Origin of the sequence: Affinundibacterium nitidum (genome assembly GCF_014284155.1) — a bacterium.
GTDB lineage: Bacteria > Pseudomonadota > Gammaproteobacteria > Burkholderiales > Burkholderiaceae_D > Undibacterium > Undibacterium nitidum.
On the sequence record NZ_JACOFZ010000002.1, the window covers coordinates 135,544 to 161,900 of the forward strand.

Here is a 26,357-nt window from a genome sequence, read left to right on the forward strand (position 1 = left end):
CTATGCTCGACAATTTAACCCAACGCCTTGCTAAAGTCGTGAAAACGATGCGCGGCGAAGCCCGTTTGACCGAATCCAACACCGCTGACATGCTGCGCGAAGTGCGCATGGCTTTGCTCGAAGCTGACGTAGCGTTGCCTGCCGTGCGCGAACTGATCGCCCGCGTTAAAGAAAAAGCGATGGGTGAAGAAGTCATCGGCTCACTTACACCAGGTCAAGCTTTGGTCGGTGTCGTACAAAAAGAATTGGCTTCCTTAATCGGTGCAGACTTAGGTGAGAACGCTTCGGAACTCAATTTCGCCACACAGCCGCCGGCGATCATCTTGATGGCCGGTTTACAAGGTGCGGGTAAAACCACTACCGTTGGTAAATTAGCGCGCTATTTACGTGAAACCAAAAAGAAAAAAGTATTGACGGTCTCTGCCGACGTTTATCGTCCCGCTGCGATTGGTCAGCTCGAAACAGTCACTGCGCAAGCCGGCGCGGATTTCTTCCCCACCACGATCAATGATAAACCTGTCGATATCGCTCTCGCTGCGCTTGATTGGGCCAAGAAGCATCATCATGAAGTCTTGATCATCGATACAGCGGGTCGCCTCGGTATCGATGAAGCGATGATGCAAGAGATCGCCGCCGTTCATGCTGCCGTCAAACCTATTGAAACCTTGTTCGTGGTTGACGCCATGCTCGGTCAAGACGCAGTCAATACGGCAAAAGCATTTAACGATGCGTTGCCGTTGACTGGCGTAGTGCTCACTAAACTCGATGGTGATTCACGCGGTGGTGCGGCGCTTTCCGTACGCCATGTCACGGGTAAACCGATCAAATTTGCTGGTGTTTCCGAGAAACTTGATGGTCTCGAAGCTTTCGACGCCACGCGCATGGCCAACCGTATTCTCGGTATGGGCGATATTCTGGCCTTGGTCGAATCCGCTCAAAAAGGCATGGATATCGAAGCCGCTAAAGGATTAGCGGAAAAGATCAAAGTGGGCGGCAAGTTCGATATGAACGATTTTAAAGCGCAGCTCGCACAGATGAAAAATATGGGTAGCCTGTCCAGCTTGATGGATAAACTCCCAGCACAATTTCAACAAGCAGCGTCTGGCGCCAACATGGATCACGCAGAGAAAAACATGCGCCGCATGGAGGGCATCATCAACTCCATGACGCCGCTGGAGCGCAGTAAACCAGAACTGATCAAAGCATCTCGCAAACGTCGTATTGCGACGGGTGCAGGCGTCCAAATTCAAGAAGTCAACCGCATGTTGGCGCAATTTGAACAAATGCAGAGCATGATGAAAAAACTCAAAGGTGGCGGCATGATGAAAATGATGCGCGGCTTGAAGGGCATGATGCGTTAGTTATCACATATCTCCGATTGGGGGGCGCAATCCACCGTTGCGTCCCTTAACGTAAGCCTTCATTGCTGTCTTTAGCGCCTATTACGGCCTCAGCAAAACTGCATTTCTGCAGGCAAATCGCCCGTTGTTTTTTCAAATCAAAAGCCCTCTCTCTTTTTTCCTCCTTATTTCTCACTGTGCTTTGGCATCTCTTCGTTCAGCAGAGTCTATTTTTTTCTTTCACGGCTAAGCGTTTCTCACACGAATCTGTCTCTCGTTTTCTCTATTCTGCAGAGGAAAAACGACATTTTTCCCTCTGAAAGTGGCGCTACGCATGATTTCTCACAGTTTTTTTACGAAAACTAAAAAAAAACACTTGCATCACTCGATAAACAGCACCACTATAAGCACTGCGTGAAATGGCGCATTTTCAAGACAATTGTGAAGGAGCCTCAATATGGCAACAGCACCAAAAAAAGCAGCAGCTAAACCAGCAGCAAAAAAACCTGCAGCGAAAGCGGCAGCTAAACCAGCAGCGAAAAAACCAGTAGCAAAAGCAGCAGCTAAACCAGCAGCAAAGCCAGCTAAAGCAGCAGCGAAACCAGCTAAAGCAGTAGCGAAGCCAGCAGCTAAAAAACCAGCAGCAGCGAAAAAGCCAGCAGCAGCACGTAAGCCAAATGCAGCATTCATGAAGCCAATGACTTTGTCTCCAGTTTTGGCAGCAGTGATCGGTGCAGCACCAATGCCACGTACTGAAGTCACGAAAAAAATCTGGGAATACATCAAGAAGCACAAGCTGCAAGATGAAGCTAACAAACGCAATATCAATGCAGATGACAAGTTGAAAGCCGTTTTCGGTGGCAAGAAACAAGTCTCTATGTTTGAAATGACTAAACTCATTTCTGGTCATCTTTCCTAATCTGGGAAACGATTTCCATATTGCTTTGGGCAATTCCTGGGGATGATTATTCAACCCCAATCCCAAACAAAAACGCCCGCATCGCGCGGGCGTTTTTGTTTGTAGCTCTCTACTCTTCTGCTTATGTCTATTTCAGTCAATGCGCCCAAAAGGCAAGCCATATTCCATCCCCGTAACAAACATCAGGGCGAGTACGATTTTAAACAATTGATTGCTGCCGATGAAGTCAACCCTGAACCGCGGTTAGCTGACTTCGTACAAGCGAATCTAGCAGGCATATTGAGCATCGATTTTAGTCAGGCAGCAGCGGTCAAAGCCTTGAACCGTGCACTACTCACCTCGCAATACAATATTCGTGGATGGAATATTCCAGATGGTAATTTGTGCCCGCCAATTCCGGGACGCGTCGATTACATTCATTACCTCGCCGACCTTCTAAAGATGAGCAACCATGGCAAGACACCAAAGAAATCAAGCATTCATGTGCTCGACATAGGGACTGGTGCAAATGGCGTCTACCCGCTCCTTGGTGCTAGCGAATATGCATGGCATTTCGTTGCAAGCGACATCAACCAATCATCGCTATCGAATGTGCAAGGGATTCTTGAGGCCAATCCATCAATCGCAAAACAAATTGAAATACGCAAACAAGGAGATGCAAATGCGATTTTTCGAAATGTGATTGGGGCAGACGAATGGTTTGACCTCAGCATGTGCAATCCACCTTTTCACGCCTCTTTGGAAGACGCTGAAGCAGGTACCAAACGAAAGTGGAAAAACCTTGGCAATCAAAACGCCAATAAGAAAGCAACACTTAATTTCGGTGGCACCGACGCCGAGTTGTGGTGTCCAGGCGGTGAGGCTGCATTCATCGAAAAAATGATTCTGGAAAGCGCTCTGTTCAAAACCCAATGTTTTTGGTTTACTTGTTTAGTATCGAAAGCCTCAAACTTAACAACGCTCATCAAATTACTCAAACGCGTACAGGCATTACAAATCAAAACGATAGAGATGCAACAAGGACAAAAACAAAGTCGCTTTATTGCTTGGACTTTTCTGACGCCGAGCCAACAAGCATCGTGGGCTAAGCTACGCTGGTGACTTGCCGAGTGATGTCCAAATTAGGCACCGGGTAAACGCCGTTTATCCTTTGAACTCCCAATTCTTCCAATTCGCTAAAACAGCGTTGGGATATTCAGGGCGACCACGGCTGCCGTTATATCGGCCGAGTGCTAGATAGAGATTGCCGCCTTCCATATCGATATACATACGTAATATGGAACAACCGTAACGGAGATTGGTTTGCATATGGAAGAGTTTTTTCGGATCGCCATCGCCAATGACACGCGACCAGAACGGCATGACTTGCATGTAACCACGCGCACCAACAATCGAGGTGGCGTATTTCTTGAAGCCTGATTCCACTTGCATCAAGCCCATCACCATCGCAGGCTCTAAGCCTGCTCGTTTAGACTCATACCAAATGGTTTCTAATAGTTCGAGTCGAGTTTGACGGTCGGGAATGCGGCGTGTGAGTCGATCGGACATCTCGCCTAACCAATGCAGATATTTAATACGCTCTTCGATTTTATCGAAGCTAGGTTTTGGCGGCCTGGGGTCGGCAATGACTTTTGCTAACGCCAGACGTACAGAATCGGCAATCGCTTCTTCTTTTTGATTGCCTGCATGCGATACGCTTGAAACCACTAGCGATAGAACAATAGCAGGCAGCAAAAGGCAAACGCGGAGGCGCTTGATGCTGCTGCCCCTCCGCGTTTCTGTGTATCGTTCACTACACAACTGCATAGTCGTCAAAATCAAGACTTCAATTTAGCTTGCAAGAAGTTGAACATATCAGCGATTGCCACATTGCTTGCTTCCGCATCACGACGGCCTTTGTATTCGAGATTGCCTTCCTTCAAGCCGCGGTCACCGATGACCACGCGATGGGGGACACCGATCAGCTCCCAGTCAGCAAACATCGCACCGGGGCGCAGGTCGCGATCATCAAGCAAGACATCAACGCCGGCTGCACTCAATTCCGCATACAATTTTTCTGCTTGTTCTTTAACCGCTGGGCTCTTTTCCATCCCCATAGGGCAGATCACCACTTCAAACGGTGCGATCGAAGTTGGCCAAATGATGCCTTTATCGTCGAAATTCTGTTCAATCGCGGCACCCAAAATACGTGTGATACCAATGCCGTAACAGCCCATTTGCAGGATTTGTGGCTTACCATTTTCGTCGAGGTAAGTTGCTTTCATCGCTTCAGAGTAGCTTGTGCCGAGTTGGAAAACGTGACCAACTTCGATGCCGCGTTGAATCGCTAACACGCCTTTGCCATCTGGAGATGGATCGCCTGCCACTACATTACGCAAATCAGCCACTACTGGCTCGGCCACATCGCGCACCCAGTTAGCGCCGGTAAAGTGGAAATCTTCTTCATTCGCACCGCAAACGAAATCACCCATCATCGCCACCGTGCGATCAGCTACGATCTTCACTGGCAATTTTGTGTTAATCGGGCCGAGGTAGCCTGGTTTAGTGCCGAAATGCTCAACGATTTCATCTTCCGTCGCGAAACGATAGTTCGCCAAACCTGGCACTTTGCTCGCTTTGATTTCATTGAGTTCATGATCGCCGCGTAAGAGCAATAACCAAACTTGTTTCTTGATCTGCTCTTTTTCTTCGATCTCGACGGTCAACACAATCGACTTCACGGTTTTTTCCAATGGAATACCAAGCAAAGCTGCCACATCTTCACATTTAGATTTGGATGGTGTTGCCGTTTTCGTCAATGCTGCGTTCGCTGGCTGACGTTCTGCCAATAACGAGACTGCTTCGGCTGCTTCCATATTGGCCGCGTAATCAGACGTTGGGCAGTAAACCAAGGCGTCTTCGCCTGTGTCCGCAATCACGTGAAATTCATGTGAGCCTGTGCCACCAATCGCGCCGTTGTCGGCAGCAACCGCTCTAAATTGCAAACCAAAGCGATTGAAGATGCGTGTGTAAGCGTCGTACATATTTTGGTAGGACTTTTTCAGACCATCTAAATCACGGTCGAAAGAGTAAGCATCTTTCATCGTGAATTCACGACCGCGCATCAAACCAAAACGTGGACGGCGTTCATCACGGAACTTGGTTTGAATATGATAAAAGTTGACAGGCAACTGACGGTAAGACTTCAGTTCCGAACGTACAACATCAGTAATCACTTCTTCCGACGTTGGTTGAATAGCGTAATCACGGCCATGACGATCTTTCACGCGCATCAATTCTGGACCCATTTTGTTCCAGCGACCGGTCTCTTGCCACAACTCAGCTGGTTGGACGACCGGCATTAGCATTTCGATGGCGCCAGCGCGATCCATTTCTTCACGTACAATTTTTTCAACTTTACGAATGACGCGCAAGCCCATCGGCATGTAATTGTAGATACCGGCGCCAAGGCGTTTGATCATGCCGGCACGCATCATCAACTTGTGGCTCACAATCTCCGCATCTGCTGGAGCTTCTTTTAGAGTAGAAATGAAAAAACGGGTAGCGCGCATAGCTTTGTTTCTTTTCAAAAAATGAAACTTCCGAAAAGTTTCCGGCAGCAATACTTCCCTTGGCCCACTTTGAAGCTTGCCAAGAAAGATACAACAACGCTGGAACTTTTTTTGAGAAGTACTAGGTTATAATCAACTCAATTTTAAAGGATATGCTGGCTCATGCGCTCACTGTTTGCACTTTTGATGATGGATTCGACTGCTTAAATGCACTTTTTTAAGATTTGAAGGCTTTTTTCGCCCGTTTTTTGCGCTTTTTGCACTAACGCGCGCCTAGAGTCCTTAAAAAACTTCGTCCGTCTGTCGACTTGCGTCTAAGTTCAGCGCTGGCCACAAAAGAAATTGGGGTCAACCATGTTGGATCGTGAAGGCTTTAGGCCTAACGTAGGCATTATTATGCTGAACGCCAATAATGAAGTCTGGTGGGGCAAGCGAGTGCGCGAGCATTCATGGCAATTCCCTCAAGGCGGCATTAAGTATGGCGAATCGCCGGAACAAGCCATGTTCCGCGAATTGGAAGAGGAAACTGGCTTGCTACCTCAGCACGTCAAAATCATAGGTCGTACCCGTGACTGGTTACGCTATGAAGTTCCCGATCATTTCATCAAACGCGAGATCCGCGGCCACTACCGTGGTCAAAAACAGATTTGGTTTTTGCTGCGCATGGTGGGCCGTGATTGCGACGTCAATTTACGTGCGAGCAGCCATCCTGAATTTGATGCATGGCGTTGGCATGATTATTGGGTACCACTCGACACTGTGATTGAATTTAAACGTGGTGTTTATCAACTTGCGTTACAGGAGTTGTCGCGCTTTATTCATCGCGGCGAGAACTACCGTAAGCCGCATCCGCGTGGCCCACACAAGGGACGAGATCGTCGCAATGAAAATGCAACGAACGGGAATGCTGGAATCGAAGCACGGCAGCCTAATAGCGATACGCTCACTGCACCGATAGAGGTAGCGCCGACACCAGAATTCCTCTCAGCAGATACCAAGGATGCCGCATTATGAAAAAGTTATCGCTAAGCTTATTAAGCCTTGCCGCCCTGTGCGCTTCCTTTGCAGTAGCGGCGCAAAATGTGGAAGAAAAAAAGGTTTTCAGTGAAAGCCCATTGGTGCTGCCGTCCGCACCAGATGCCGCGAGTTTGCTCTTGTTCTACGAAAGCGACACCCAAAGCTTCTATCTCGACACAAAATCGATCACTATCGCGGCTGATGGAAGCCTGCGTTACACCATGGTGGGTAAAAGCAGGTCCGGTGCAAGCAATGTCAGCTATGAAGGTTTGCTCTGTGAAACCAAGCAGAAACGTCTATTTGCCTTTGGACGAAAAGACGGATCTTGGTCAGAATCTCGTCGTACCGATTGGGAGAGCATTAGTAATAGCGGGGTGAATCGTCAGCACAGCACATTGGCATGGGATTTCGTCTGCGACTACGACCGTATCTCCGGCAGCATCGACAAGATTTTGCATAGAATTCGTCGCAATGAATCTCTGCAGCGTTCTCCATAATTGCCGCTTTGACCGCTCCATCAAGCTAAATACTTAAGTTCAAACTCTGACACTCCTTGAAGCGCGTACTTTTTATTTGTACTCAAAATAGACTCCGCAGCCCCACAGCAGAGTCTATTTTTGCCGAATGGCCAAACGTTGAAACTGATTCAGCAGGCCTAGGTAACGATGCGATCACGCCACTATCCTCAGAGCAGATTGCGTGGGCTACCATGATCTTTGTGATGGAAAAAGCTCACCGCGCCAAACTCTCAAAAAAATTTCGAACCTACCTTAACGGCAAACGCATCATTTGCCTCGATATTCCTGATGAGTACGAGTACATGGATCCTGTCTTGATTCAATTATTGAAGTCTAAAGTTAGCCGGTTCTTGGCGTAAATTGTACAAAAAAACGAAGAATATTGTTTTCATAAAAAAATGACATTTATGCATTTTTTCTGATTTTGGTTTACACTCAAGTTTCCATCCAATTCATTGTGAAATCTGCTATGTACCCTCTACTCTTTATTGCACCGGTCGCAGTCGTTATCATCGGATACATGGTCCTGCGTTCGCAGGGGCAAAGTTCAAAGCCGCCAAAACCATCCAACACTGATAAGAGCTGGAACGATGTGCCGATCTTCACAACTGACGATAGCAATGACCAAAGCTCGCAAGTCCAAACTCAAACACATCGTCACTCAGCACCCGAGCAAGACAACAACGTTGCACCAAGCAACTGCAACGATGTGGTGGCTAGTGACAGTACGTCATCCTCTAATTCAAGTTGGGACTCAGGATCAAGCAGCTGCAGCGTAGATTCCAGCCCTAGCGTTGATACGAACAGTTACTGAACACATACACACAAACAAAAAAACCACCAAGCACAAGCAAGGTGGTTTTTCATATTTGACAGCGCTATTAGAACCGTAGAAATTCAATGTTGGGCATGCAGCGCTAGGCGCCGAATTTATTGCACCATGAAGCGATACCTCATTATCGCGAGGCTTTGCAACAACGTAATGCGCCCCACAATTGAATTTATTCTACGGCTTTCACCATATCCTCGATAACTTTCTTAGCATCGCCGAAGACCATCATGGTTTTATCCATGTAGAACAATTCGTTATCGAGCCCAGCATAACCTGAGGCCATAGAACGCTTATTAACGATAACGGTTTTCGCTTTATAGGCTTCCAAAATAGGCATGCCAGCAATCGGTGATTTTGGATCTTTAGCCGCGGGGTTAACCACGTCATTCGCGCCCAATACCAAGACCACGTCAGCCTGACCAAATTCGCTATTAATGTCCTCCATCTCGAACACTTGATCGTAAGGCACTTCAGCTTCTGCCAACAACACATTCATATGACCTGGCATACGACCTGCTACTGGGTGAATCGCGTACTTGACCGTAATGCCTTTGTGCGTCAACTTCTCGGTCAATTCTTTCAAAGCATGTTGCGCACGTGCCACTGCCAAACCATAGCCCGGAACGATAATCACCGTTTCAGCATTACCAAGCAAAAAGGCGACGTCGTCTGGAGAACCGGATTTCACATTACGTTGTACGGCACCACCTGCTGCGGCTTCCGCTGGCGCACCACCGAAACCACCCAAGATCACATTGAAGAAGGAACGATTCATCGCTTTACACATGATGTATGAAAGAATCGCACCAGAAGAACCCACCAATGAGCCGGCAATAATCAACATCGAGTTATTGAGTGAGAAGCCGATACCTGCTGCTGCCCAACCAGAATAACTATTGAGCATCGATACCACCACTGGCATATCGGCGCCACCAATTGGAATGATGATCAACACACCAAGTACAAAGGCAATTGCCGTCATCAGCAAGAATGGGGTCCACGCAGGAGCCACATTCGCATCAAAACAGAATACCAAACCGAGGCCGACCATCGCGATCGCCAATACCAGGTTCAACATATGCTGACCAGAGAAAGTCACTGGCGCACCTTGGAACAGACGGAATTTATACTTACCAGACAATTTACCGAAGGCGATCACGGAGCCAGAGAAAGTAATCGCACCGACAAAGGTACCAATGAACAATTCAATACGGTTACCAAACGGAATCGCTGCATCACGTGTCGTGATATTGAAGATCCAAGGTTCTGCAACAACAGCCACCGCAATACAAACCGCCGCCAAACCAATCAAGGAATGCATCGCTGCGACCAGTTCTGGCATCTTAGTCATCTCGACACGTTTGGCCAAAGTAGCACCGATACCGCCACCAACGATTACGCCAAGAGCCACCAAACCATAGCCGAGGTTCGCACCACCAATGGCTTCGTTCTTTAGTTTGACAATCAAGGCGATTGTCGTGAAGGCTGCAATCGCCATACCGACCATACCGAAGGCATTGCCTTTACGTGCAGTGGATGGATGTGACAGTCCTTTGAGCGCTTGAATAAAACATACCGATGCAATCAGGTACAGCATCGTCACCAAATTCATACTCATTATTGCGCCTCCTTAGAATCAGTCTTCGCCGGAGCCTTCGGTTCCTTCTTCTTAAACATTTCCAACATCCTTTGCGTAACTAAGAAGCCACCGAACACATTGACCGCAGCTAAGGCAACGGCTAACGTCCCCATCACCTGCGCCAAGGCGCCTTCAGTCAAGCCTGCAGCTAACATCGCACCGACGATAATAATCGCGGAAATCGCGTTGGTTACCGCCATCAAAGGCGTATGCAGCGCAGGAGTAACGGTCCACACAACGTGGTAACCGACATAAATTGCCAACACAAAAATGATCAGGTTGGTCAGGGTATGACTCACTTCCATCTCAAGCTCACTTTCCAGAATTCGTTAAATTGCTTAAATCACTCGCCAATATGCATTTGCATCACGATCTTATTTACGTAACACTTCACCACCTGAACACATCATGGTTGCGACGACGATCTCATCTTCTTTATTGACCGCCAAATTGGCGTCCTTATCAATAATCAGTTTCAAGAAATCGAGAATATTACGCGCATAAAGAGCTGAAGCATCCGCTGCTACTAGCGTCGCCAAATTTGGTTCACCAATAATGTGGACGCCATATTTGGTGACGGTTTTATTCAGCTCGGACAAAGGACAGTTACCACCCTGCTCGACCGCCATATCGACGATCACGGATCCGGGTTTCATCGCTTTCACGGTTTCTTCCGAGATCAAGGTTGGCGCCTTACGACCAGGAATCAAAGCTGTGGTAATGATGATGTCGGCTTGCTTAGCGCGTTCATGAACCAAGGCAGCTTGTCTCTCCATCCATGCCGCAGGCATAGGACGAGCATAGCCGCCCACGCCTTTGGCAATTTCACGCTCTTCATCGGTTTCAAATGGCACGTCGATAAATTTCGCACCAAGAGATTCGACTTGCTCTTTAACAGGTGGACGCACGTCGGACGCTTCAATCACCGCGCCCAATCGTTTAGCTGTCGCAATTGCTTGCAAGCCGGCGACACCTACACCCATGATCAAAACGCGTGCCGCTTTCACGGTACCCGCCGCCGTCATCAACATAGGCATAAAACGTTGGTAAGTGTTGGCTGCCAACATCACCGCCTTATAACCAGCGATATTAGCTTGCGATGACAAGACGTCAAGCGATTGCGCACGTGTAATGCGCGGTGCCGCTTCCAGTGAGAATGCTGTAATGCCATGCGCTGCCATCGCTGCGATATTGTCTGCATCAAATGGATTGAGCATGCCAACTAAAACCGTGCCGGATTTAATCAATGCACGTTCTTCAGCGGAAGGTGCGCGCACCTTCAGCACTAAGTCAGCGCCAAAAGCATCTGCCGCACTACCGATGGTAGCGCCAGCCGCTTGATAAGCTTCATCAGTAATCGATGAGCTAATGCCTGCGCCTGCTTGCACAATCACTTCGTGTTTAGCATTGACGTATTTTTTGATCGTTTCAGGGGTCGCTGCGACTCGTGTTTCGCCCGCCCGTGTTTCGGCGGGAATGCCGATTCTCATAGAGTACTCCTCAGTTTGTTGTATGTCGTAAATTTGCGCCGTCGTTCAAAAGACTTATTTCTAGAACTACCTCAAAGCAGACACTGGCATCTGCCAGGACTATCTTGCGTTGCCCTATTTTTCTCAGCTATTTCATCGAAGCTGCCGAGTAAAACGTTTAAAACAATCAAAAGTGATGACTTCCGACCTCGATTACTCTATCGATGCGAGTCTTTGGTAAAGAACCGCCAACGTCCAGACACATAAAACTTGGACGCGACAAAAACATCAAGGGTAAATGAACTTTCGATGGTTATTGGAAACAGGTCAGGACTTTATTTCCAATAACACGCTGATTCTAGCTTTAATATTCGACAACGATATTACACGAAAACGACAAAACAAAGTCACGGTAGTTCCGAGGAAATAGTCGAACAAAATTTGGCGATTTTGGATTACGCCATACATATGCAAAGCAACTTCGCCTTCACACTCACCCCCGAAAGCCCCACGCTACAAGGCTTGCGCCTGTATTTTACCGATCAAACCTAGTCCGTATTTCGCTCATTTAGATAAATAAAATTACAACAAAAATGAAAGCAAAACGCATAGATAGAATCTTTATTAGCAAATGCGTTGCGCATTTTTAGCCCGTGCGGCTGTGAAAGCCGGGCGCAAAGGGTAAAATGACGACCTGATCAACCCCGTTTTATATGAGATACAAGACATGTCTGATGTCTGGAAGCCTTCCGTCACCGTCGCTGCAGTCGTTCATCGTCAACAGCAAGGACGTCAAGAGTTTTTGATGATTGAAGAGATCACTCCTGATGGCATTAGAATCAATCAAGCCGCTGGCCACCTTGATCCGCACGAAAGCTTAGAACAAGCAGTGATTCGAGAAACTCTCGAAGAAACTGCACATGATTTTGTTCCAGAAGCTTTGGTTGGTACCTATATGTCGAAATTTATCTCACCCAAAACGGGTGAGGAAGTGACCTATTTACGTTTTGCATTTTGTGGTCAAATTGTGGCGAAGCACGATCGGCCTTTGGATAAGGGCATCTTGCGCGCGATGTGGATGTCCTACGAAGAGATCGTCGCCTGCCAAGACCAGCACCGCAGCCCTTTAGTGTTGCGTTGTTTGGAAGATTTTTTAGCCGGGCAACGAGCACCGCTGCAGTTGATGTACACGCACCCCAATGTAAATAACAAGTGATGTGTAATGGCGACCAACAAATATACGGCGAAACCACTTCCCTTTTTCCAATTTCTGAATCACAGGTAAGCAATGAGTAAAAAACGTGTAGTCATCGGGATGTCCGGTGGCGTAGATTCTTCAGTTTCAGCATGGTTACTGAAACAACAGGGCTATGAAGTCATTGGACTGTTTATGAAGAATTGGGAAGATGATGACAATTCTGAATACTGCTCAACGCGCGAAGACTTAATTGATGCCGTCAGCGTTGCTGATGTGGTCGGCGTCGATATCGAAACCGTCAATTTCGCGAGTGAATATAAAGATCGCGTATTCGCGGAATTTTTACGTGAATATCAAGCCGGCCGCACGCCGAACCCCGACGTCTTATGTAATGCCGAAATTAAATTCAAAGCTTTCCTCGACCATGCCATGAAGCTCGGTGCCGATTATATTGCAACGGGCCACTACGCTCGCGTCCGCGAAGTTAACGGCCAGTTTCAATTGCTCAAGGCGCTCGATTCCAGCAAAGATCAAAGTTATTTCTTACATCGATTAAATCAAGCACAATTGAAGAACACCTTATTCCCACTAGGTGAAATCAACAAAACCGAAGTGCGCAAAATTGCCGAACAAATTAATTTACCGAACGCCAAGAAAAAAGATTCAACTGGCATTTGCTTTATCGGTGAACGCCCTTTCCGTGAGTTCTTGAATCGTTATTTATCCTACGCGCCCGGTGAGATTCGCACTCCTGAAGAAGAAGTGATCGGCCAACACGTAGGTTTGAGTTTCTATACATTAGGTCAGCGCAAAGGCATAGGCATTGGCGGTATCAAATCACGTCAAAAAGAAGATGGTAGCAGCGACGCCTGGTATGTCGCACGTAAAGATGTGCCGAACAATCGCTTATATGCTGTGCAAGGACACGATCATCCATGGCTGTTGTCGCAAGCTTTAGAAGCGGGTCAAGTCAGTTGGATCGCCGGCCAAGCACCGTCGATTGAAAAACTCTCGGCCAAAACGCGTTATCGCCAACCCGATATGGCCTGCACATTTGATGGTAACCTTGAGCAATTCCAATTGCGCTTTGACGATGCACAATGGGCGGTCACGCCCGGACAATCGGCCGTTTTGTACGATGGTGATGTATGTTTGGGCGGTGGCATTATCAACGCTGCGAAATAACGCGAGGCGCGGGCTTTTTGTAATTGCGGCAAAGACCGCTTTTAACATTGATGATCGCAGCCCGCCGCACCTCTAGTTGCTTTTACTACTGAGCTTCCTGCAAAAGGCGATTCTCCCAAGAGCTCGCCAAAGCTGGCTTTCCAAAATAGTAACCCTGCAACTCATCCACAGCCAAATCAAAGAGCCATTTGTATTGATCCTCATTTTCAACGCCTTCCGCCACAATACTCAGCTGCAAACCATGAGCCAAAGAGACGATAGATTTGACGACGCGCTCGCGACGTCGATCTTGCGGCAAATTCACCAAGAATGAACGATCGATCTTCAAAGTGGAAATGGGTAAATCAACTAGTTTGTCTAGCGACGAATAACCAGTACCAAAATCGTCAATAGCGATGCGAATACCCGCTTCATGAAACCGCTGAAGCTGACACTGCGCTGCCGCTGGCTCTCTTGCCAAAGCCGATTCGGTCACTTCGACCTCAATGCAATTGGGTGGAATGCGATAACGAATAATACAGGCCACTACGTAATCAAAAAAATCTGTTCGTTCTAAGTCTATCGCTGAAATATTGACCGCGACTTTAGTAACAATACCCAAAGCATTCCAACTCGCCAACTGCCTGCATGCGTTACGTATAACCCAGTCAGTTAACTGGGAGATGAGTCCACATTCTTCCGCGATGGGAATAAACTCCATTGGCGAGACATGACCAAGTGCCGCACAATTCCAGCGCAACAAGGCTTCGAAGCCACATATCTTGAATCCCGCATCAATTTTCGGTTGAAAGAACAGAACCAATTCATTATTCTCAATCGCACGAGGTAAGGCAGTTCGAATTGCTAAATCCCGCAACATATACTGAGCGATTTCATCGGTGTAAATAACAATCCCTTCTGCTCTCGCTCTCCAACGCGGCTCAACTGCCATATCCAATGCCAGTTCACAACGACGTAAGAATTCAGCGGATGTCGATAAACAAACCGCATTGTCGGATTGATTGATCGTTACCGCACCAAACACCAAGTCAACACTAATCGATTGGCCATCAATCTTCAAATAGCTAGGAATCTGATCGCGTACATTAGACACTTGCTCTGCCACCGTCAAAGTGTGCTTAGCATCTTCAAAAGCAAACGCTAGTACTGACCCTCTTACACGTCCTAAAACGCCAGCATTAGGCGTGCGCGTTTTCAAAAGGTTGGCCAATTCACTAAGAATGCGATCACCAACTAGGGGACCAAATTGCGCGTTAATCTGACGCATGTTCACCAACCGTACAGAAACTAAAACGATTTCGCTATTGCGCTGCAAACCCGCCATTCTCGCTTGAAGCTGCCACAAAAAAGCTTCGCGATTTTTAAGCCCCGTCAAACGATCCGTTTCTGATACTAAAGTTTCGCGCTGCGTAGCGTTTGCTAAATCTGTTTCAAATTTCTTGAGCAAAGTAATGTCTTCAAAACTAAGTGCTCGGCGGCCGCGATCTAATAATGTGTCGGTCTTCAAACTGAGCAGCGTGAAGCTATGTGCACTCACATGATGAAAAACTTGACCGAGATAGAATCCCGATCCAACGGAGCCGGCCATAAACAGTTTATCTAAAGGATGTCCGATCAACTCTGATTCAGCGACCGCTCCTACCGAGGCCAAAAACCGATCATTCGCACGAATAATCTTCTGCTCCGAATCAAAAACAACAAGTGGACTAGCAATCGTTTGGAAGAGATTTTCCGTCAACTCGGAATTGCGCAAAAGCTGTCTTCGAGTGGCATTCTTAGACGAAATGATGCGGAAGACCGCGAGTGGTAAACATAAATTAAAAAAAACAAACAAGACAGAGTGGATATAAAGATCAGCGTGAGGTTGACGAATCAACTCCGGCGGCAACTGCGGCAGAGGTGCATTAAAAACCGCAAGAACAAAAGGTGCACAGTTGATCGTCATGAGCAAGACGGCCACTCGCCAATTCAAAATGAGTCCCGCAATCATTGGCGTTACATACGTCAAGATATAGCCTAAGTGCGATAGATGTGGCGCATATGCTGTCGATAAAAGCATCGCGGCCGCTGCTAAATAGATTGTTATGAGTAAGGAGATCACGCCAATCCGCAGATGTTTCCCCGCGAAATAAATCGTGACAGAGAGACTCGCGAAAACAATCAATACAATTGCCAAAACATATGTTTGGCCCAAAAACAATGCCGTGACAGCGCTGTGCATTCCAATACAACCACCAAGAATCAAGCTTGAAATGAGGATTACCCTCAGGGTACTTTGTTGTGTATCGTCTGTGGCACCGACTACAGCAGTGGTCCAGTGATCGCTGGCTATTCGATTTTGCTTATCCCGCAAAAAGATCCAAGCAAGCAGTGGTCTTACTGTTAATTGACAACAAGAATAGATGAGTCGAACAATAAAATTAGGTAATGAATTTTGCATGTTTGAAAGCGTGTCAAACCCGTCAACAAAATCACGGGTGCTCAATAGAATAAGGAAAAAAGAAACGGCCTGAAGTATCAGGCCGCTGGTTCGGTGCAGGAGCTTAAATCGAATTGCCGACGATAGGCCCTTTGCCGCTGTATTTATCCAGAGCCAGATAAATGACGGGCGTAATGAACAAGGTAATCGCTTGCGAGAACACCAATCCGCCGACTACCGCCAGACCTAGTGGCTGACGCAACTCCGCACCAGCACCCAAGCCGAATGCAATCGGCAAGGCGCCGACCAATGCAGCTAAGGTAGTCATCATGATCGGGCGATAGCGCTCAATACAAGCTTCACGAATCGCTTCTAACGGTGACATGCCTTTATTGCGCTGCGCGTCCAGTGCGAAGTCGATCATCATAATCGCATTTTTCTTGACGATACCAATCAAAAGCAAGATACCAATCGTCGCGATCAAGGTCAGATCTTTACCTGCCAACTCCAAGGCAATCAGGGCCCCAACCGCAGCGGAAGGTAAGCCTGCCAAAATCGTAATCGGATGGATAAAACTTTCATACAGCACGCCGAGCAAAACATAGATCACTAACAAGGCTGATACGATCAAAATCGTTTGTCCAGATTGTGAATCTTTGAATACCGCCGCATCGCCGCCATACGAAGTAATGATAGTGGACGGCAATTTGAGTTCTTCACGATACTTTTCGATCTTATTGGTGGCGTCACCAAGAGGCATATCCGGTGCCAAGTTAAACGACACCGTGACCGCTTGCAATTGACCAACATGGTTGATCGACGTTGGGCCAACCGTACGTTTGACTGTTGCAAAACTCGACATGGGCACGAGGCTTCCTGTATTGCTACGAACATAGATACCACCGATATCCGCCTCGTCGTTCTTGTTCTCAGGGCTTACTTCAAGAATCACCGCGTAGCTATCGACAGAGGTGAACAGCGTCGCAATTTGGCGTTCACCAAAGGCACTATACAAACTTGAACGGATGGCATCGATGCCAACACCTAGGGAATTCGCACGATCACGATTAATTTCGATAGAGGCCTGCAAACCACGCAACTGCGAATCGGTAGTGACATCTTTAAAACCAGGATCAGAACGTAGTTTATCTTGCATCTTAAATGCCCAGTCGCTGAGCGAGCTAGCGTCTACACTTTGCATAATGTACTGATATTGACTCTTGCTTGGGCGTCCACCCAATTGCAAGTTTTGCGTTGGGCGCAAAAACACCGTAATGCCTGGCACTGCTTTGAGTTTATTGCGCAATCCCTCAACCACTTCTTTCATTGGTTTGCGTTGATCGCGTGGTTTCAGATTAATGAAACCCCGTCCTGTATTTTGTGAGCCGCCACCACCACCATGGAACGAAGAAACAGTTAACACATTAGGGTCTTCACGCAAGATCTTGGCGGCTTTTTCCTGCAGAATCACCATTGCTGGGAAAGACGTATCTTCTGCTGCTTCGGTCGATACATTAATCTGACCAATATCTTCCTCTGGAAAGAAGCCTTTCGGAATGGTCATGAACATATAGGCTGTCGCCACAAAGGTTAGGAAAGCGACGAACAGCACTGACTTACGGTGTTTTAATGCCAAATCTAGTCCCCGAGTATAAGAACGTAAGGAAGCATCAAACATACGCTCAAAACTATGCGTAATAACATGCAAGCCCTTGGACCCAGTTTTGTGTGCACTTTCTGGTTTCAGGAAACGGCTTGCCAGCATCGGAACCAAAGTCAACGACACGAAGGCGGAGACCACGATCGCCAAACTCACAATTACCGCAAATTCATGGAATAACTGACCGATCACGCCCGGCATAAAGAAAATGGGAATGAATACAGCGATCAAGGAGGTAGAAATAGAGATAATCGTAAAACCGACTTCGCGCGAACCTTTTAAGGCTGCCTCAAATGGTGGCTCGCCCATCTCAACGTGGCGCATGATATTTTCCAACATCACAATCGCATCATCGACTACCAAGCCGACTGCTAGGGTAATACCGAGCAGAGAAATATTATCGAGGGTATAGCCCAAGCCCCACAAGAGACTCACCGCCCCCACAAGAGAGACTGGCAAAGACAATGTTGGAATAATCGTGGCGACCATGTGACGCAAGAACAAGAAGATCACGACCACAACCAAGAAGATAGTCAAGATCAAAGTCAAATTCACATCATGCAAAGCATCGCGCACTGAGACAGAGCGATCATTCGCCAAGGTAATATTCACAGAGGCTGGCAACTGAGATTTAAAACCAGGTACTGCTGCCTTGATAGAATCGACAACTTTGACGGTGTTAGCATCGGTCTGCCGTTGAATCGCCAACATGATCGCAGGTTCGCCATTGAAGTTACCGACTGACTTCACAGTTTCATAACTGTCTTCAACCGCTGCCACGTCGCGTAGTCGAACGACTTGACCACCCTTGTTACTAACGATGATGTTGGCAAATTCCGAGGCATTTTGTAGCTGCTTGTTGGCGACGATGGTCAACATCTGTTTATCGCCATCAATTGTACCGACAGGCGCGATTGAATTCGCAGAACGAACGCTGGTGGTTAATTCTTCAAAGCTAATATTGCGGGCCGCTAACTCACCTGGATTGACTCGAATCCGCACCGCATAACGACGAATACCGAAGATATTGACTTGCGCAACGCCAGGCAGCGTTGACAAGTTAGGTGAGATCAAATGTTCAGCGTAGTTGGTCAGCTCGGCCAAACTCAGGCTAGGTGAGGTCAAGGCCAAGATCAACACAGCAGAATCGGCAGGGTTGACCTTGCGATATGAAGGCGGTGAGGTCATCTCAATTGGCAGAGCTCGTTGCGCACGAAGCAAAGCCGCTTGTACGTCAACCGCTGCATCGTCGACATTGCGACTCGCATCAAACTCAAGCGTGAGGCTGGTAGAGCCGAGCGTACTGCTTGAACTAATCGTCGCTAAACCTGGAATCGTTGCGAATTGTTTTTCCAATGGCAATGCCACTGAAGTTGCCATGGTTTCAGGGCTCGCTCCGGGTAAACCCGCACCGACGCTGATCACTGGCGTGTTATAGCTTGGCAACGCCGCGATTGGAATAAAGCGATAAGCAAGAATACCGGCAACAACCACCGACAGATTCAATAATATCGTCATCACAGGACGACGAATAAATAACTCCGACAAATTCATGATGCGCTCGCTGCAGAGGCAGTTGTAGATGGCGCACTAGCAGGAGTCGCGGGTACAGTCGAAGTCGCCGATGAAGCACCCTCTTTCTTACCGCCCTTACCTGAAGACTTCTCCTCTTTTCCTTCGTCGGTACGCTCTTTAACTGGCACACCAGGACGCAGGTTTTGTTTCCCTTCTAATACGATCTTCGTACCAGGCTCGATTCCGCTAATGACAGCATCAAGGCCTGAGCTAAATTTCACTTCGACTTTCTTTTGAGCAGCCTTACCTTCTACATCCACCACAAATACAGTAGTCGAATTCACACCGAACACCAAGGCATCTTGTGGAACCACCACTACGTCTTTCAAGGTCAATACGCTCAAATCCACATTGGCAAAAGCGCCTGGCCAGAGCTTCATTTCTTTGTTGTCGAAAATCGCTTTCACTTTTACAGTGCCCGATGTCGCATCAACTACGTTGTCGATGAATTGCAGTTTGCCTTTAAACTTTTGCTTAGAATCAGGCAGACTCGCCATGGCAACACTATCACCGCGCTTCATACTATCCAACGCATCACTTAAACTACGCTGAGGTAATGGGAATGCCACTGAAATCGGATCCATTTGAGTGATAGTCACCAGAGCGGAACCGCTAGTACTTGGCTGCACCAAACTACCAGGAAAAACATTGATGATGCCGGTCCGCCCACTCACGGGAGCAACAATGCGGCTGTATCCCAAACTGACTTTCGCCGCACCTACCGCTGCTCTCGCACCATCAACCACGGATTGCTGTGCTTGAACGATGGTGTTGGCTGCATCGACCGCGCTTTGCGACTGGAATTTCTTTTCGAATAATTCTTTCGCGCGCACCAGTTGACGCTGATTCTCTGCCAAGGTCGCGAGTTCTTTATCGAGTTGTGCTTGGGCTTTCGCAAGGTTCACCGTGTCGGCACGGTTATCCAAGGTGAACAAGACTTCACCAGCGCGTACAAATTGACCTTCTTTAATATGAACTTTCTCGATAATACTGCTGACCTGCGGACGCACATCAACAATATTGAGCGAAGTAACAACGCCATTGGCATTGAGCTTCACTTCGTAATCGCGTTTTTGCGCCAAGATCGTATTAACAAAGACAGGCTTATTTTTCGCATCTGGTTTCGCCCCTAAGGTTTGACCAGCGACGAATTCAGTTGACTCGCCTTTTTTTGACTTCCAAAAATAGTAACCGCCCCCTGCAATGACCAATAGGGAAATGAGGAGCACTGAGACTTTGGTATTTTTCATTTTTATTTGAAGAAGGTTTCTTGATGAACGTTAGACAGTTGAATCTTGGAAAGTTCGCGGCATTTACGTTATTTAGACCGAATGGACCGATGTTAAAGACCTCACCGCCACATAGCTGAAATGGCATGAAATAAGACGAGCCACTTTCCGGTTCAAAGCGCACATTTTGAACAGAGTTAAGTCTAAAACCATTTTTTCTGGGAAAGTAGCTATCTTAACAAAGAAAAAGCCAGCACTTAGGCTGGCTTCTCTTGTTTATACTTTTTGTTACCAAACTGCTGCTTTCTGAACAGTTTAACAGCGAGTATCAATAATTTTTATACAACTGCACCGTCGGCTTCATCTTTTTCTTTGACTGGTTTGATCAAGTCTTCACGCTTAACGCCCAACCACATCGCAATCGCTGCTGCGACGAATACGGAAGAGTAGATACCAAACAAAATACCAATCGTTAAAGCAATCGCGAAGCCATGTAATGTTGGACCACCGAACAATAACATCGACAACACCATCATTTGTGTACAGCCGTGAGTGATGATAGTACGAGAAATCGTGCTTGTAATGGCGTTATCAATGACCTCAGTGACTGTTGCTTTGCGCAACTTTAAGAAGTTTTCACGAATACGATCGAAAATAACGACGGACTCATTCACTGAATAGCCCAACACCGCTAATACCGCGGCCAGCACCGCCAAGTCAAATTCCCATTCGAAGAACGCGAAGAAACCAAGAATAATAACGACGTCATGCAAGTTAGCAATAATGGCTGACACCGCATATTTCCATTCGAAACGAATCGCCAAATATGCCATAACGCCAACAATCACGAACAGCAATGCCATCACGCCATCGTGCGCCAATTCGTCACCGACTTGCGCACCCACGACCGCTGTACGACGCAGTTGTACGTCTGGGTCGTTGGCTTTTAATGCTGCCAACACTTTGTCATTTTGCGCACCAATCAAAAGATTGGCTTCTTTCTCAGACAGCTTCGCCGCACCAGGTTCGCGCTTTGGCAATGGCAAACGAATCACCACATCTTGAGCGCGGCCAAAAGTTTGCGTTGTCACGCCTTCGAGGCCTAAGCCTGAAACTGTGGCGCGAATCTTGTCGGTATCCGCTGGTTTGCTATAACTGACTTCCATTGTCGTACCGCCAGTGAACTCCACTGACAAGTGCAAGCCTTTGGTAAGCAAGAAAAATACTGCGGCGACAAAAGTTAAAGCGGAAATGACATTAAAAATCAGCGCATTGCGCATGAAAGGAATGTCTTTCTTAATTCGGAATAATTCCATGATAAATCCTAATTTCTAAATTCTTGGGTCAATTGATTGGGTCGTTTATTTGGCAACAGCATCTTCTGTTGGTTTCCAAATTTGACCAATCGACACAGACGCCAATTTCTTCTGACGGCCGTACCACAAGTTAACTACGCCACGAGACACAAACACTGCGGAGAAGATCGATGTCAAAATACCCAAGCAGTGAACGATCGCAAAGGCCTTAATCGGACCAGAACCAAATGCCCACAAGGCCAAACCAACGATCAACGTGGTGACGTTCGAGTCAAGAATGGTTGCCCAAGCACGATCGAAACCTTGCAGAATCGCATGTTGCGGTGTCGCCCCTGCCCTCAGCTCCTCTCGAATACGCTCATTGATCAAGACGTTGGCGTCAATCGCCATACCGAGAGCCAAAGCAATCGCCGCCATACCAGGCAAAGTCAAGGTCGCTTGCAAGGTCGACAAAATACCAACCAACAACAACAAGTTCATCGCCAATGCGGTGACACTAAAGAAACCGAACATCATGTAGTAGATGATCATGAACACAGCAATCGCCGCGAAACCATACATCGTGGAATAAATACCCTTACGGATGTTTTCCTTACCTAATTGTGGGCCGATCGTACGTTCCTCGATCACTTCCATTGGGGCTGCTAACGCACCGGAACGCAATAACAGAGCGAGTTCGGCTGCTTCGCTAGAAGTACGCATGCCATTCGTACGGAATTTATTACTGAAGTGCCCTTGAATTGTCGCAACTTGCAACAACTCGCCCTTACCTTTTTCGAACAATACGAATGCCATACGCTTGCCAACGTTCACTCGAGTCGCATCCCCCATTCGACGGCCACCTTCACTGTTAAGGTCAATACTAACTGCAGGCTGCTGGTTTTCATCAAGCGTTGCCATCGCGCCGATAATCGCATCACCAGTCACCACAGGATCTTTGTACAGAATTGCTGGACCGCCGCGGCCCACTTTAAACAATTCAGAGCCGAAAGGTACAGTGGTATTGTCATCAATGGGGCCGATCACAGTTTCATCGACCAAACGCACTTCCAGCGTCGCGGTACGGCCAATGATCGATTTTGCTTGAGCGACATCCTGCACACCAGGCAACTGCACCACGATGCGGTCTGGGCCTTGTTGTTGAATTAATGGTTCAGTTACACCAATACCAGCGATACGCTTAGACAACGCTTCAATATTTTGTTTGACACCTTCATTTTGCAAAGTGACCAAAGCATCTGGTTTTACTGATAGTTGCAATGAAATATCGCCGTCCGTGCCAGTCACAGGCACATCCACAACATTAGCTTCATTCATTTGACGTGATAACAATTCACGTGCACGTACACGAGTTTCCAAATCACGGAATTTGACTGTCACTGTTGTGGAATCGCGCGAGATACCTGCGTGTTTAATTTCTTTGTCTTTCAAGCTAGAGCGCACGGAGGCCTGCATCGCCGCCAACTTATTCTTCAATACAGCTTCCGTGTCGACTTTCAACAAGAAATGGGCACCACCTTGGAGATCGAGACCCAAGACCATAGGCAATGCATGAATCTTTTGCATCCATTTCGGTGTATTTGGCAATTTACTGAAAGCAACGGTGTAAATCGGATCAGTTTGATCAGGATTCAAGCCGTGTTCCAAGATCGCTTTGGCTTTGAATTGCGTATCTGTATCAGCGAATCGCGCCCGGATCACCGCTTGCGTGCCGCTATAGTCAAAGTTGACGCCTGCAGAAGGAACACCGCCCTCCTTCAAGATACTTTCAATCTTTGGGATCAACTCACTTTCGACCTTCACAGTCGTTTTCCCACTATTGATTTGCAAAGCAGGCGACTCGCCCAAGAAGTTAGGAAGAGTGTATAACGTGCCGAACACCAAGGTGAACAGTATCAGTATGTACTTCCAGAGAGGATAACGATTCATAGCGGCTGTATTAAATAAGAACTAAATAAAGAATAAGGGCGCCAAGCGCCCTTAAGACTGACATCGATCAGATGGACTTAATCGTGCCTTTTGGTAGCAGTGTAGTTACTGCGCTTTTTTGTACGTGCATTTCTGTACCGTTGCTTACTTCAATCGTCACAAATGCATCACTAACTTTATTAACCTTACCAACGATCCCGCCAGCAGTGACGACCTCATCACCCTTAGACAATGCGTCAATCATCGCTTTCTGCTCTTTTTGACGTTTCATTTGAGGACGAATCATCACAAAATATAAAACCACGAACATCAACAACAAAGGCAAAAAACTCATCATTGATGATTCTGGTGCAGCACCTGCTGCTTGAGCGTAAGCATTAGAAATAAACACAATCAAACTCCAATTTAAATGATTCTATAAACGATGATTTAACAGCACGTTGGTCGTATCTTGGGCCAATTTCGCCGTTTTAAAGTCCCCAACGCTGTTTGATAACTATCGATCTAGCGCCGAAACGATCACAACGCTAGGTTAGTTTTGTGAAAGTATTAAGTTCGACGACAAAGCGCAACATTCTAGCATCAGGGTCACTGGCTGGGCGAGATTCCCACAGTTAGCCAAGGCGAATTTGTGCAAAAAATGCTCACGCAACAAGAATTACGGGTTTTTCAGTGGCTGAAATGAATTTCAATGATGACATTGATGATCCATTTCAACGAATGCAGGCACTCTCCTAGAATTCAGGGGAATTGATCACTTGCAACTGATATCCATTCGTCTCTAACTCTCGAGCGTAACTTTGGAGGTCTTGCATATAGAGAATCGTACTGCAGGTACGGAACTGCTGGATAGGAAGTTTCTTGTAGTTACCAAGTTGATAGTGATAAAAATAGAGCTCAAGCGAGGAATTCGGAAAACAGTAAAGACTCTTGCCATCAAAAAAAGCAGGGAAATTAGGCGCAGATTGCAAGGCACTAAAGTCTCCGGCGGCAAAAGGCATATGCGGATTTAATCCATTTTGAGCGAAAGAATCTAGCTTAAGTTTTACTTCGGTCGCGACATCAGTGACAAAAAAGGCCGATATCAAACTCAAGACTGGCACCAACAACTTCATCTCGTGAGACAAATAATTCAGTGCGATCGCCAAGGTAAAAATCAAAATAGAGGAAATATTGAGAAGGTTATTCTCGTGACTGCGCCCCAAGAAATAAACCAAGGCACCACAACAAAGGAAAATCAACAGCCCATTAGCGTTGTAATTGTTTGTCTCCTCGCCTTTTTGAGAAAAAATTAAGCCCGCACAAAAGATAAGTAGTGGCGCTACCACCCAAAAAAAGGATTGTGTTCCCAGAGGCCAAAACGAAATCTGAAAACGTAAGTAATCTGAAAGGCGGGCATTACTAAAAAATAATTGTGCCAGTACTGCCACACTGACCAAAATCAAACTAATGGTCATGATGCGTTTCCAACTAAGTTCTTGACTGCCGCTCAACTTACGTAAGACCAAATATCCAAGATACATACCCGCGAAGATAGTAGCGAAGGTCTTGCTTAAAACGATCATGACAAGCAGATACAACACAGGTGCGATCGACACCAATCCATAACGACGGACCAAGACATACAACGGCAGCCAAATCTCTAAACGCAAGAACGAGACCTGCGGCACTTTTGTCGCATCGGAGAGATTTAAATGGTACTTCGCTAAAATAAAAAGAATAACCGCAAACAGAAACACTTCTTTGCGAACGACCTTATACAAAGCATAAAACATCCACACATTAAAAATGGTATTCGCAATCTGTAGGAGTACTTTGTATTGGTTCAAATCCCAATGCTGCGCGATAAACGGAGAAATCGAAAGCGGCAGCAATACATCATACTGGCTGACTACTTCAGACAATGATTGCCCGGCCAATGCTCGCATGGCTGGCTCAATAATATAGGAGTAGTTATATAAACTAAATGGTGAAGTAGAAATGAGTGTGCAAATGACGACGATCAAAAACCCAATCAGCGGGTAACTGTATTTCCTACCATAAGGAATCAAGCTGAAGGCAATAAACAGGGAAAATCCAAGCAAACTCGGATGCAATTCCCAATGAAAAAACGTGCTGACTGAGTGTTCCTTGCCTGGAAAGAGGAAGAAAACTATCGCGAACAATGCTAGAAAATTGCCCAATAACAGAGACGGCAAGCTATGAAAAGCTTGCTTTAGGCGCGTTGAGAAATAACGGGAACAAACCCAAACACCGAGGCACAAGCTCAATAAGGCCGCAAATAAAACTGGCAGTTCAATGCCTTTCCTTGATTGTGCGTACAAGCGCAACCAAGGCGTGAACATAGTAAGATCAGGAATCTGACCGTAGATATGACCGACTGATGCATAGTGAACCATACGCAAAGTCCACACCAAAGTCGCAATTGAAAGCAATAGTAGCAGCGCGCGAAGCGTCGCCAGCAACTGCTCTCGTGTCCACAACTGATTTAATCCTTGCATCGTTTGAAAAGTTTGCATGCATGTACTCCAGTTAAATCAGCCGTTCACGTTGATGACTCT

Annotated in this window: 21 protein-coding genes; 9 read left to right on the plus strand and 12 right to left on the minus strand. The window is 46.9% G+C overall.

Going from position 1 to position 26,357, the window contains the following annotated elements; translation table 11 throughout:
* The first annotated feature begins 2 nt into the window (after positions 1-2).
* The 3 genes from ffh (at position 3) to rlmF (ending at position 3,360) form a co-directional block, all read left to right on the plus strand.
* On the plus strand, positions 3-1,361 hold the full coding sequence (ffh, locus tag H8K36_RS08135; RefSeq protein ID WP_186916153.1) for a signal recognition particle protein: 1,359 nt from the start codon (positions 3-5) through the stop codon (positions 1,359-1,361).
* A gap of 436 nt (positions 1,362-1,797) precedes the next feature.
* Positions 1,798-2,259 carry an SWIB/MDM2 domain-containing protein gene (locus H8K36_RS08140; RefSeq protein WP_186916151.1) on the plus strand — a complete coding sequence of 154 codons (462 nt, stop codon included), beginning with the start codon at positions 1,798-1,800 and terminating at the stop codon, positions 2,257-2,259.
* Positions 2,260-2,382: 123 nt separating this feature from the next.
* Complete coding sequence (gene rlmF, locus H8K36_RS08145; RefSeq protein ID WP_186916149.1) at positions 2,383-3,360, plus strand: 23S rRNA (adenine(1618)-N(6))-methyltransferase RlmF; 978 nt, start codon at positions 2,383-2,385, stop codon at positions 3,358-3,360.
* Between the two features lie 42 nt (positions 3,361-3,402).
* Here the strand turns inward: rlmF and H8K36_RS08150 are convergent, their stop codons facing one another.
* Both H8K36_RS08150 and H8K36_RS08155 read right to left on the minus strand, forming a co-directional pair.
* Positions 3,403-3,993, minus strand: a complete 591-nt coding sequence (locus H8K36_RS08150) for a lytic transglycosylase domain-containing protein (protein WP_408058390.1) — start codon at positions 3,991-3,993, stop codon at positions 3,403-3,405.
* Positions 3,994-4,076: 83 nt separating this feature from the next.
* Positions 4,077-5,810: a proline--tRNA ligase gene (locus H8K36_RS08155; protein ID WP_186916147.1), complete on the minus strand. Its 1,734-nt coding sequence runs from the start codon at positions 5,808-5,810 to the stop codon at positions 4,077-4,079.
* 354 nt (positions 5,811-6,164) lie between these two features.
* On the opposite strand from H8K36_RS08155, the gene H8K36_RS08160 reads away from it, so the two are divergent.
* The 4 genes from H8K36_RS08160 (at position 6,165) to H8K36_RS08175 (ending at position 8,124) form a co-directional block, all read left to right on the plus strand.
* Positions 6,165-6,824, plus strand: a complete 660-nt coding sequence (locus H8K36_RS08160) for an RNA pyrophosphohydrolase (RefSeq protein WP_230404410.1) — start codon at positions 6,165-6,167, stop codon at positions 6,822-6,824.
* Positions 6,821-7,324 (plus strand): CNP1-like family protein, encoded by a 504-nt coding sequence (locus tag H8K36_RS08165; RefSeq protein ID WP_186916145.1) that lies wholly within the window; start codon positions 6,821-6,823, stop codon positions 7,322-7,324. Before H8K36_RS08160 ends, H8K36_RS08165 begins: the two co-directional genes overlap by 4 nt.
* 56 nt (positions 7,325-7,380) lie before the next feature.
* Positions 7,381-7,704, plus strand: a complete 324-nt coding sequence (locus H8K36_RS08170; RefSeq protein ID WP_186916144.1) for a low molecular weight protein tyrosine phosphatase family protein — start codon at positions 7,381-7,383, stop codon at positions 7,702-7,704.
* Positions 7,705-7,965: 261 nt separating this feature from the next.
* Positions 7,966-8,124 carry a hypothetical protein gene (locus H8K36_RS08175; RefSeq protein ID WP_222611175.1) on the plus strand — a complete coding sequence of 53 codons (159 nt, stop codon included), beginning with the start codon at positions 7,966-7,968 and terminating at the stop codon, positions 8,122-8,124.
* 222 nt (positions 8,125-8,346) lie between these two features.
* Here H8K36_RS08175 and H8K36_RS08180 read toward each other — a convergent pair whose 3' ends face one another.
* From H8K36_RS08180 to H8K36_RS08190, 3 genes are all read right to left on the minus strand, one after another.
* Positions 8,347-9,795, minus strand: coding sequence for an NAD(P)(+) transhydrogenase (Re/Si-specific) subunit beta (locus tag H8K36_RS08180; protein WP_186916142.1), 1,449 nt, complete (start codon positions 9,793-9,795; stop codon positions 8,347-8,349).
* A complete protein-coding gene (locus tag H8K36_RS08185; RefSeq protein ID WP_186916141.1) occupies positions 9,795-10,121 on the minus strand; it encodes an NAD(P) transhydrogenase subunit alpha part 2 in 327 nt (108 codons plus the stop codon). The genes H8K36_RS08180 and H8K36_RS08185 overlap by 1 nt, the downstream gene beginning before the upstream one ends.
* Before the next feature lie 69 nt (positions 10,122-10,190).
* Positions 10,191-11,306, minus strand: coding sequence for a Re/Si-specific NAD(P)(+) transhydrogenase subunit alpha (locus H8K36_RS08190; RefSeq protein ID WP_186916139.1), 1,116 nt, complete (start codon positions 11,304-11,306; stop codon positions 10,191-10,193).
* Between the two features lie 706 nt (positions 11,307-12,012).
* Between H8K36_RS08190 and H8K36_RS08195 the strand changes: the two genes are divergently transcribed.
* Together H8K36_RS08195 and mnmA are read left to right on the plus strand one after the other, a co-directional pair.
* Complete coding sequence (locus H8K36_RS08195; protein WP_186916138.1) at positions 12,013-12,501, plus strand: NUDIX hydrolase; 489 nt, start codon at positions 12,013-12,015, stop codon at positions 12,499-12,501.
* 72 nt (positions 12,502-12,573) lie between these two features.
* Positions 12,574-13,668: a tRNA 2-thiouridine(34) synthase MnmA gene (gene mnmA / locus H8K36_RS08200; protein ID WP_186916136.1), complete on the plus strand. Its 1,095-nt coding sequence runs from the start codon at positions 12,574-12,576 to the stop codon at positions 13,666-13,668.
* Positions 13,669-13,753: 85 nt separating this feature from the next.
* Here the strand turns inward: mnmA and H8K36_RS08205 are convergent, their stop codons facing one another.
* The 7 genes from H8K36_RS08205 to H8K36_RS08235 all read right to left on the minus strand — a co-directional run bounded on the left by H8K36_RS08205 (position 13,754) and on the right by H8K36_RS08235 (position 26,315).
* Positions 13,754-16,021: a putative bifunctional diguanylate cyclase/phosphodiesterase gene (locus tag H8K36_RS08205; RefSeq protein ID WP_186916134.1), complete on the minus strand. Its 2,268-nt coding sequence runs from the start codon at positions 16,019-16,021 to the stop codon at positions 13,754-13,756.
* 190 nt (positions 16,022-16,211) lie between these two features.
* Positions 16,212-19,301, minus strand: a complete 3,090-nt coding sequence (locus tag H8K36_RS08210) for an efflux RND transporter permease subunit (protein ID WP_186916132.1) — start codon at positions 19,299-19,301, stop codon at positions 16,212-16,214.
* A complete protein-coding gene (locus H8K36_RS08215; protein ID WP_186916130.1) occupies positions 19,298-20,572 on the minus strand; it encodes an efflux RND transporter periplasmic adaptor subunit in 1,275 nt (424 codons plus the stop codon). Before H8K36_RS08215 ends, H8K36_RS08210 begins: the two co-directional genes overlap by 4 nt.
* A 317-nt stretch (positions 20,573-20,889) precedes the next feature.
* Positions 20,890-21,867 carry a protein translocase subunit SecF gene (secF, locus tag H8K36_RS08220; RefSeq protein ID WP_186916128.1) on the minus strand — a complete coding sequence of 326 codons (978 nt, stop codon included), beginning with the start codon at positions 21,865-21,867 and terminating at the stop codon, positions 20,890-20,892.
* A 45-nt stretch (positions 21,868-21,912) separates the two neighbouring features.
* The gene (secD, locus tag H8K36_RS08225; protein ID WP_186916126.1) at positions 21,913-23,796 is read right to left on the minus strand and encodes a protein translocase subunit SecD; all 1,884 of its coding nucleotides are present in this window, start codon (positions 23,794-23,796) and stop codon (positions 21,913-21,915) included.
* A gap of 67 nt (positions 23,797-23,863) precedes the next feature.
* Positions 23,864-24,190: a preprotein translocase subunit YajC gene (gene yajC, locus H8K36_RS08230; RefSeq protein WP_186916319.1), complete on the minus strand. Its 327-nt coding sequence runs from the start codon at positions 24,188-24,190 to the stop codon at positions 23,864-23,866.
* Positions 24,191-24,530: 340 nt separating this feature from the next.
* A complete protein-coding gene (locus H8K36_RS08235; RefSeq protein WP_186916125.1) occupies positions 24,531-26,315 on the minus strand; it encodes a hypothetical protein in 1,785 nt (594 codons plus the stop codon).
* Between the last annotated feature and the right edge of the window lie 42 nt (positions 26,316-26,357).

What these genes read in the sequence shown, in the direction of transcription:
- ffh (WP_186916153.1), top strand. Translation starts at nt 3, where the DNA reads ATGCTCGACAATTTAACCCAACGCCTTGCTAAAGTCGTGAAAACGATG.
- H8K36_RS08140 (WP_186916151.1), top strand. Translation starts at nt 1,798, where the DNA reads ATGGCAACAGCACCAAAAAAAGCAGCAGCTAAACCAGCAGCAAAAAAA.
- rlmF (WP_186916149.1), top strand. Translation starts at nt 2,383, where the DNA reads ATGTCTATTTCAGTCAATGCGCCCAAAAGGCAAGCCATATTCCATCCC.
- H8K36_RS08155 (WP_186916147.1), bottom strand. Translation starts at nt 5,810, where the DNA reads ATGCGCGCTACCCGTTTTTTCATTTCTACTCTAAAAGAAGCTCCAGCA.
- H8K36_RS08160 (WP_230404410.1), top strand. Translation starts at nt 6,165, where the DNA reads ATGTTGGATCGTGAAGGCTTTAGGCCTAACGTAGGCATTATTATGCTG.
- H8K36_RS08165 (WP_186916145.1), top strand. Translation starts at nt 6,821, where the DNA reads ATGAAAAAGTTATCGCTAAGCTTATTAAGCCTTGCCGCCCTGTGCGCT.
- H8K36_RS08175 (WP_222611175.1), top strand. Translation starts at nt 7,966, where the DNA reads ATGACCAAAGCTCGCAAGTCCAAACTCAAACACATCGTCACTCAGCAC.
- H8K36_RS08180 (WP_186916142.1), bottom strand. Translation starts at nt 9,795, where the DNA reads ATGAGTATGAATTTGGTGACGATGCTGTACCTGATTGCATCGGTATGT.
- H8K36_RS08185 (WP_186916141.1), bottom strand. Translation starts at nt 10,121, where the DNA reads ATGGAAGTGAGTCATACCCTGACCAACCTGATCATTTTTGTGTTGGCA.
- H8K36_RS08190 (WP_186916139.1), bottom strand. Translation starts at nt 11,306, where the DNA reads ATGAGAATCGGCATTCCCGCCGAAACACGGGCGGGCGAAACACGAGTC.
- H8K36_RS08195 (WP_186916138.1), top strand. Translation starts at nt 12,013, where the DNA reads ATGTCTGATGTCTGGAAGCCTTCCGTCACCGTCGCTGCAGTCGTTCAT.
- mnmA (WP_186916136.1), top strand. Translation starts at nt 12,574, where the DNA reads ATGAGTAAAAAACGTGTAGTCATCGGGATGTCCGGTGGCGTAGATTCT.
- H8K36_RS08210 (WP_186916132.1), bottom strand. Translation starts at nt 19,301, where the DNA reads ATGAATTTGTCGGAGTTATTTATTCGTCGTCCTGTGATGACGATATTA.
- H8K36_RS08215 (WP_186916130.1), bottom strand. Translation starts at nt 20,572, where the DNA reads ATGAAAAATACCAAAGTCTCAGTGCTCCTCATTTCCCTATTGGTCATT.
- secF (WP_186916128.1), bottom strand. Translation starts at nt 21,867, where the DNA reads ATGGAATTATTCCGAATTAAGAAAGACATTCCTTTCATGCGCAATGCG.
- secD (WP_186916126.1), bottom strand. Translation starts at nt 23,796, where the DNA reads ATGAATCGTTATCCTCTCTGGAAGTACATACTGATACTGTTCACCTTG.
- H8K36_RS08235 (WP_186916125.1), bottom strand. Translation starts at nt 26,315, where the DNA reads ATGCAAACTTTTCAAACGATGCAAGGATTAAATCAGTTGTGGACACGA.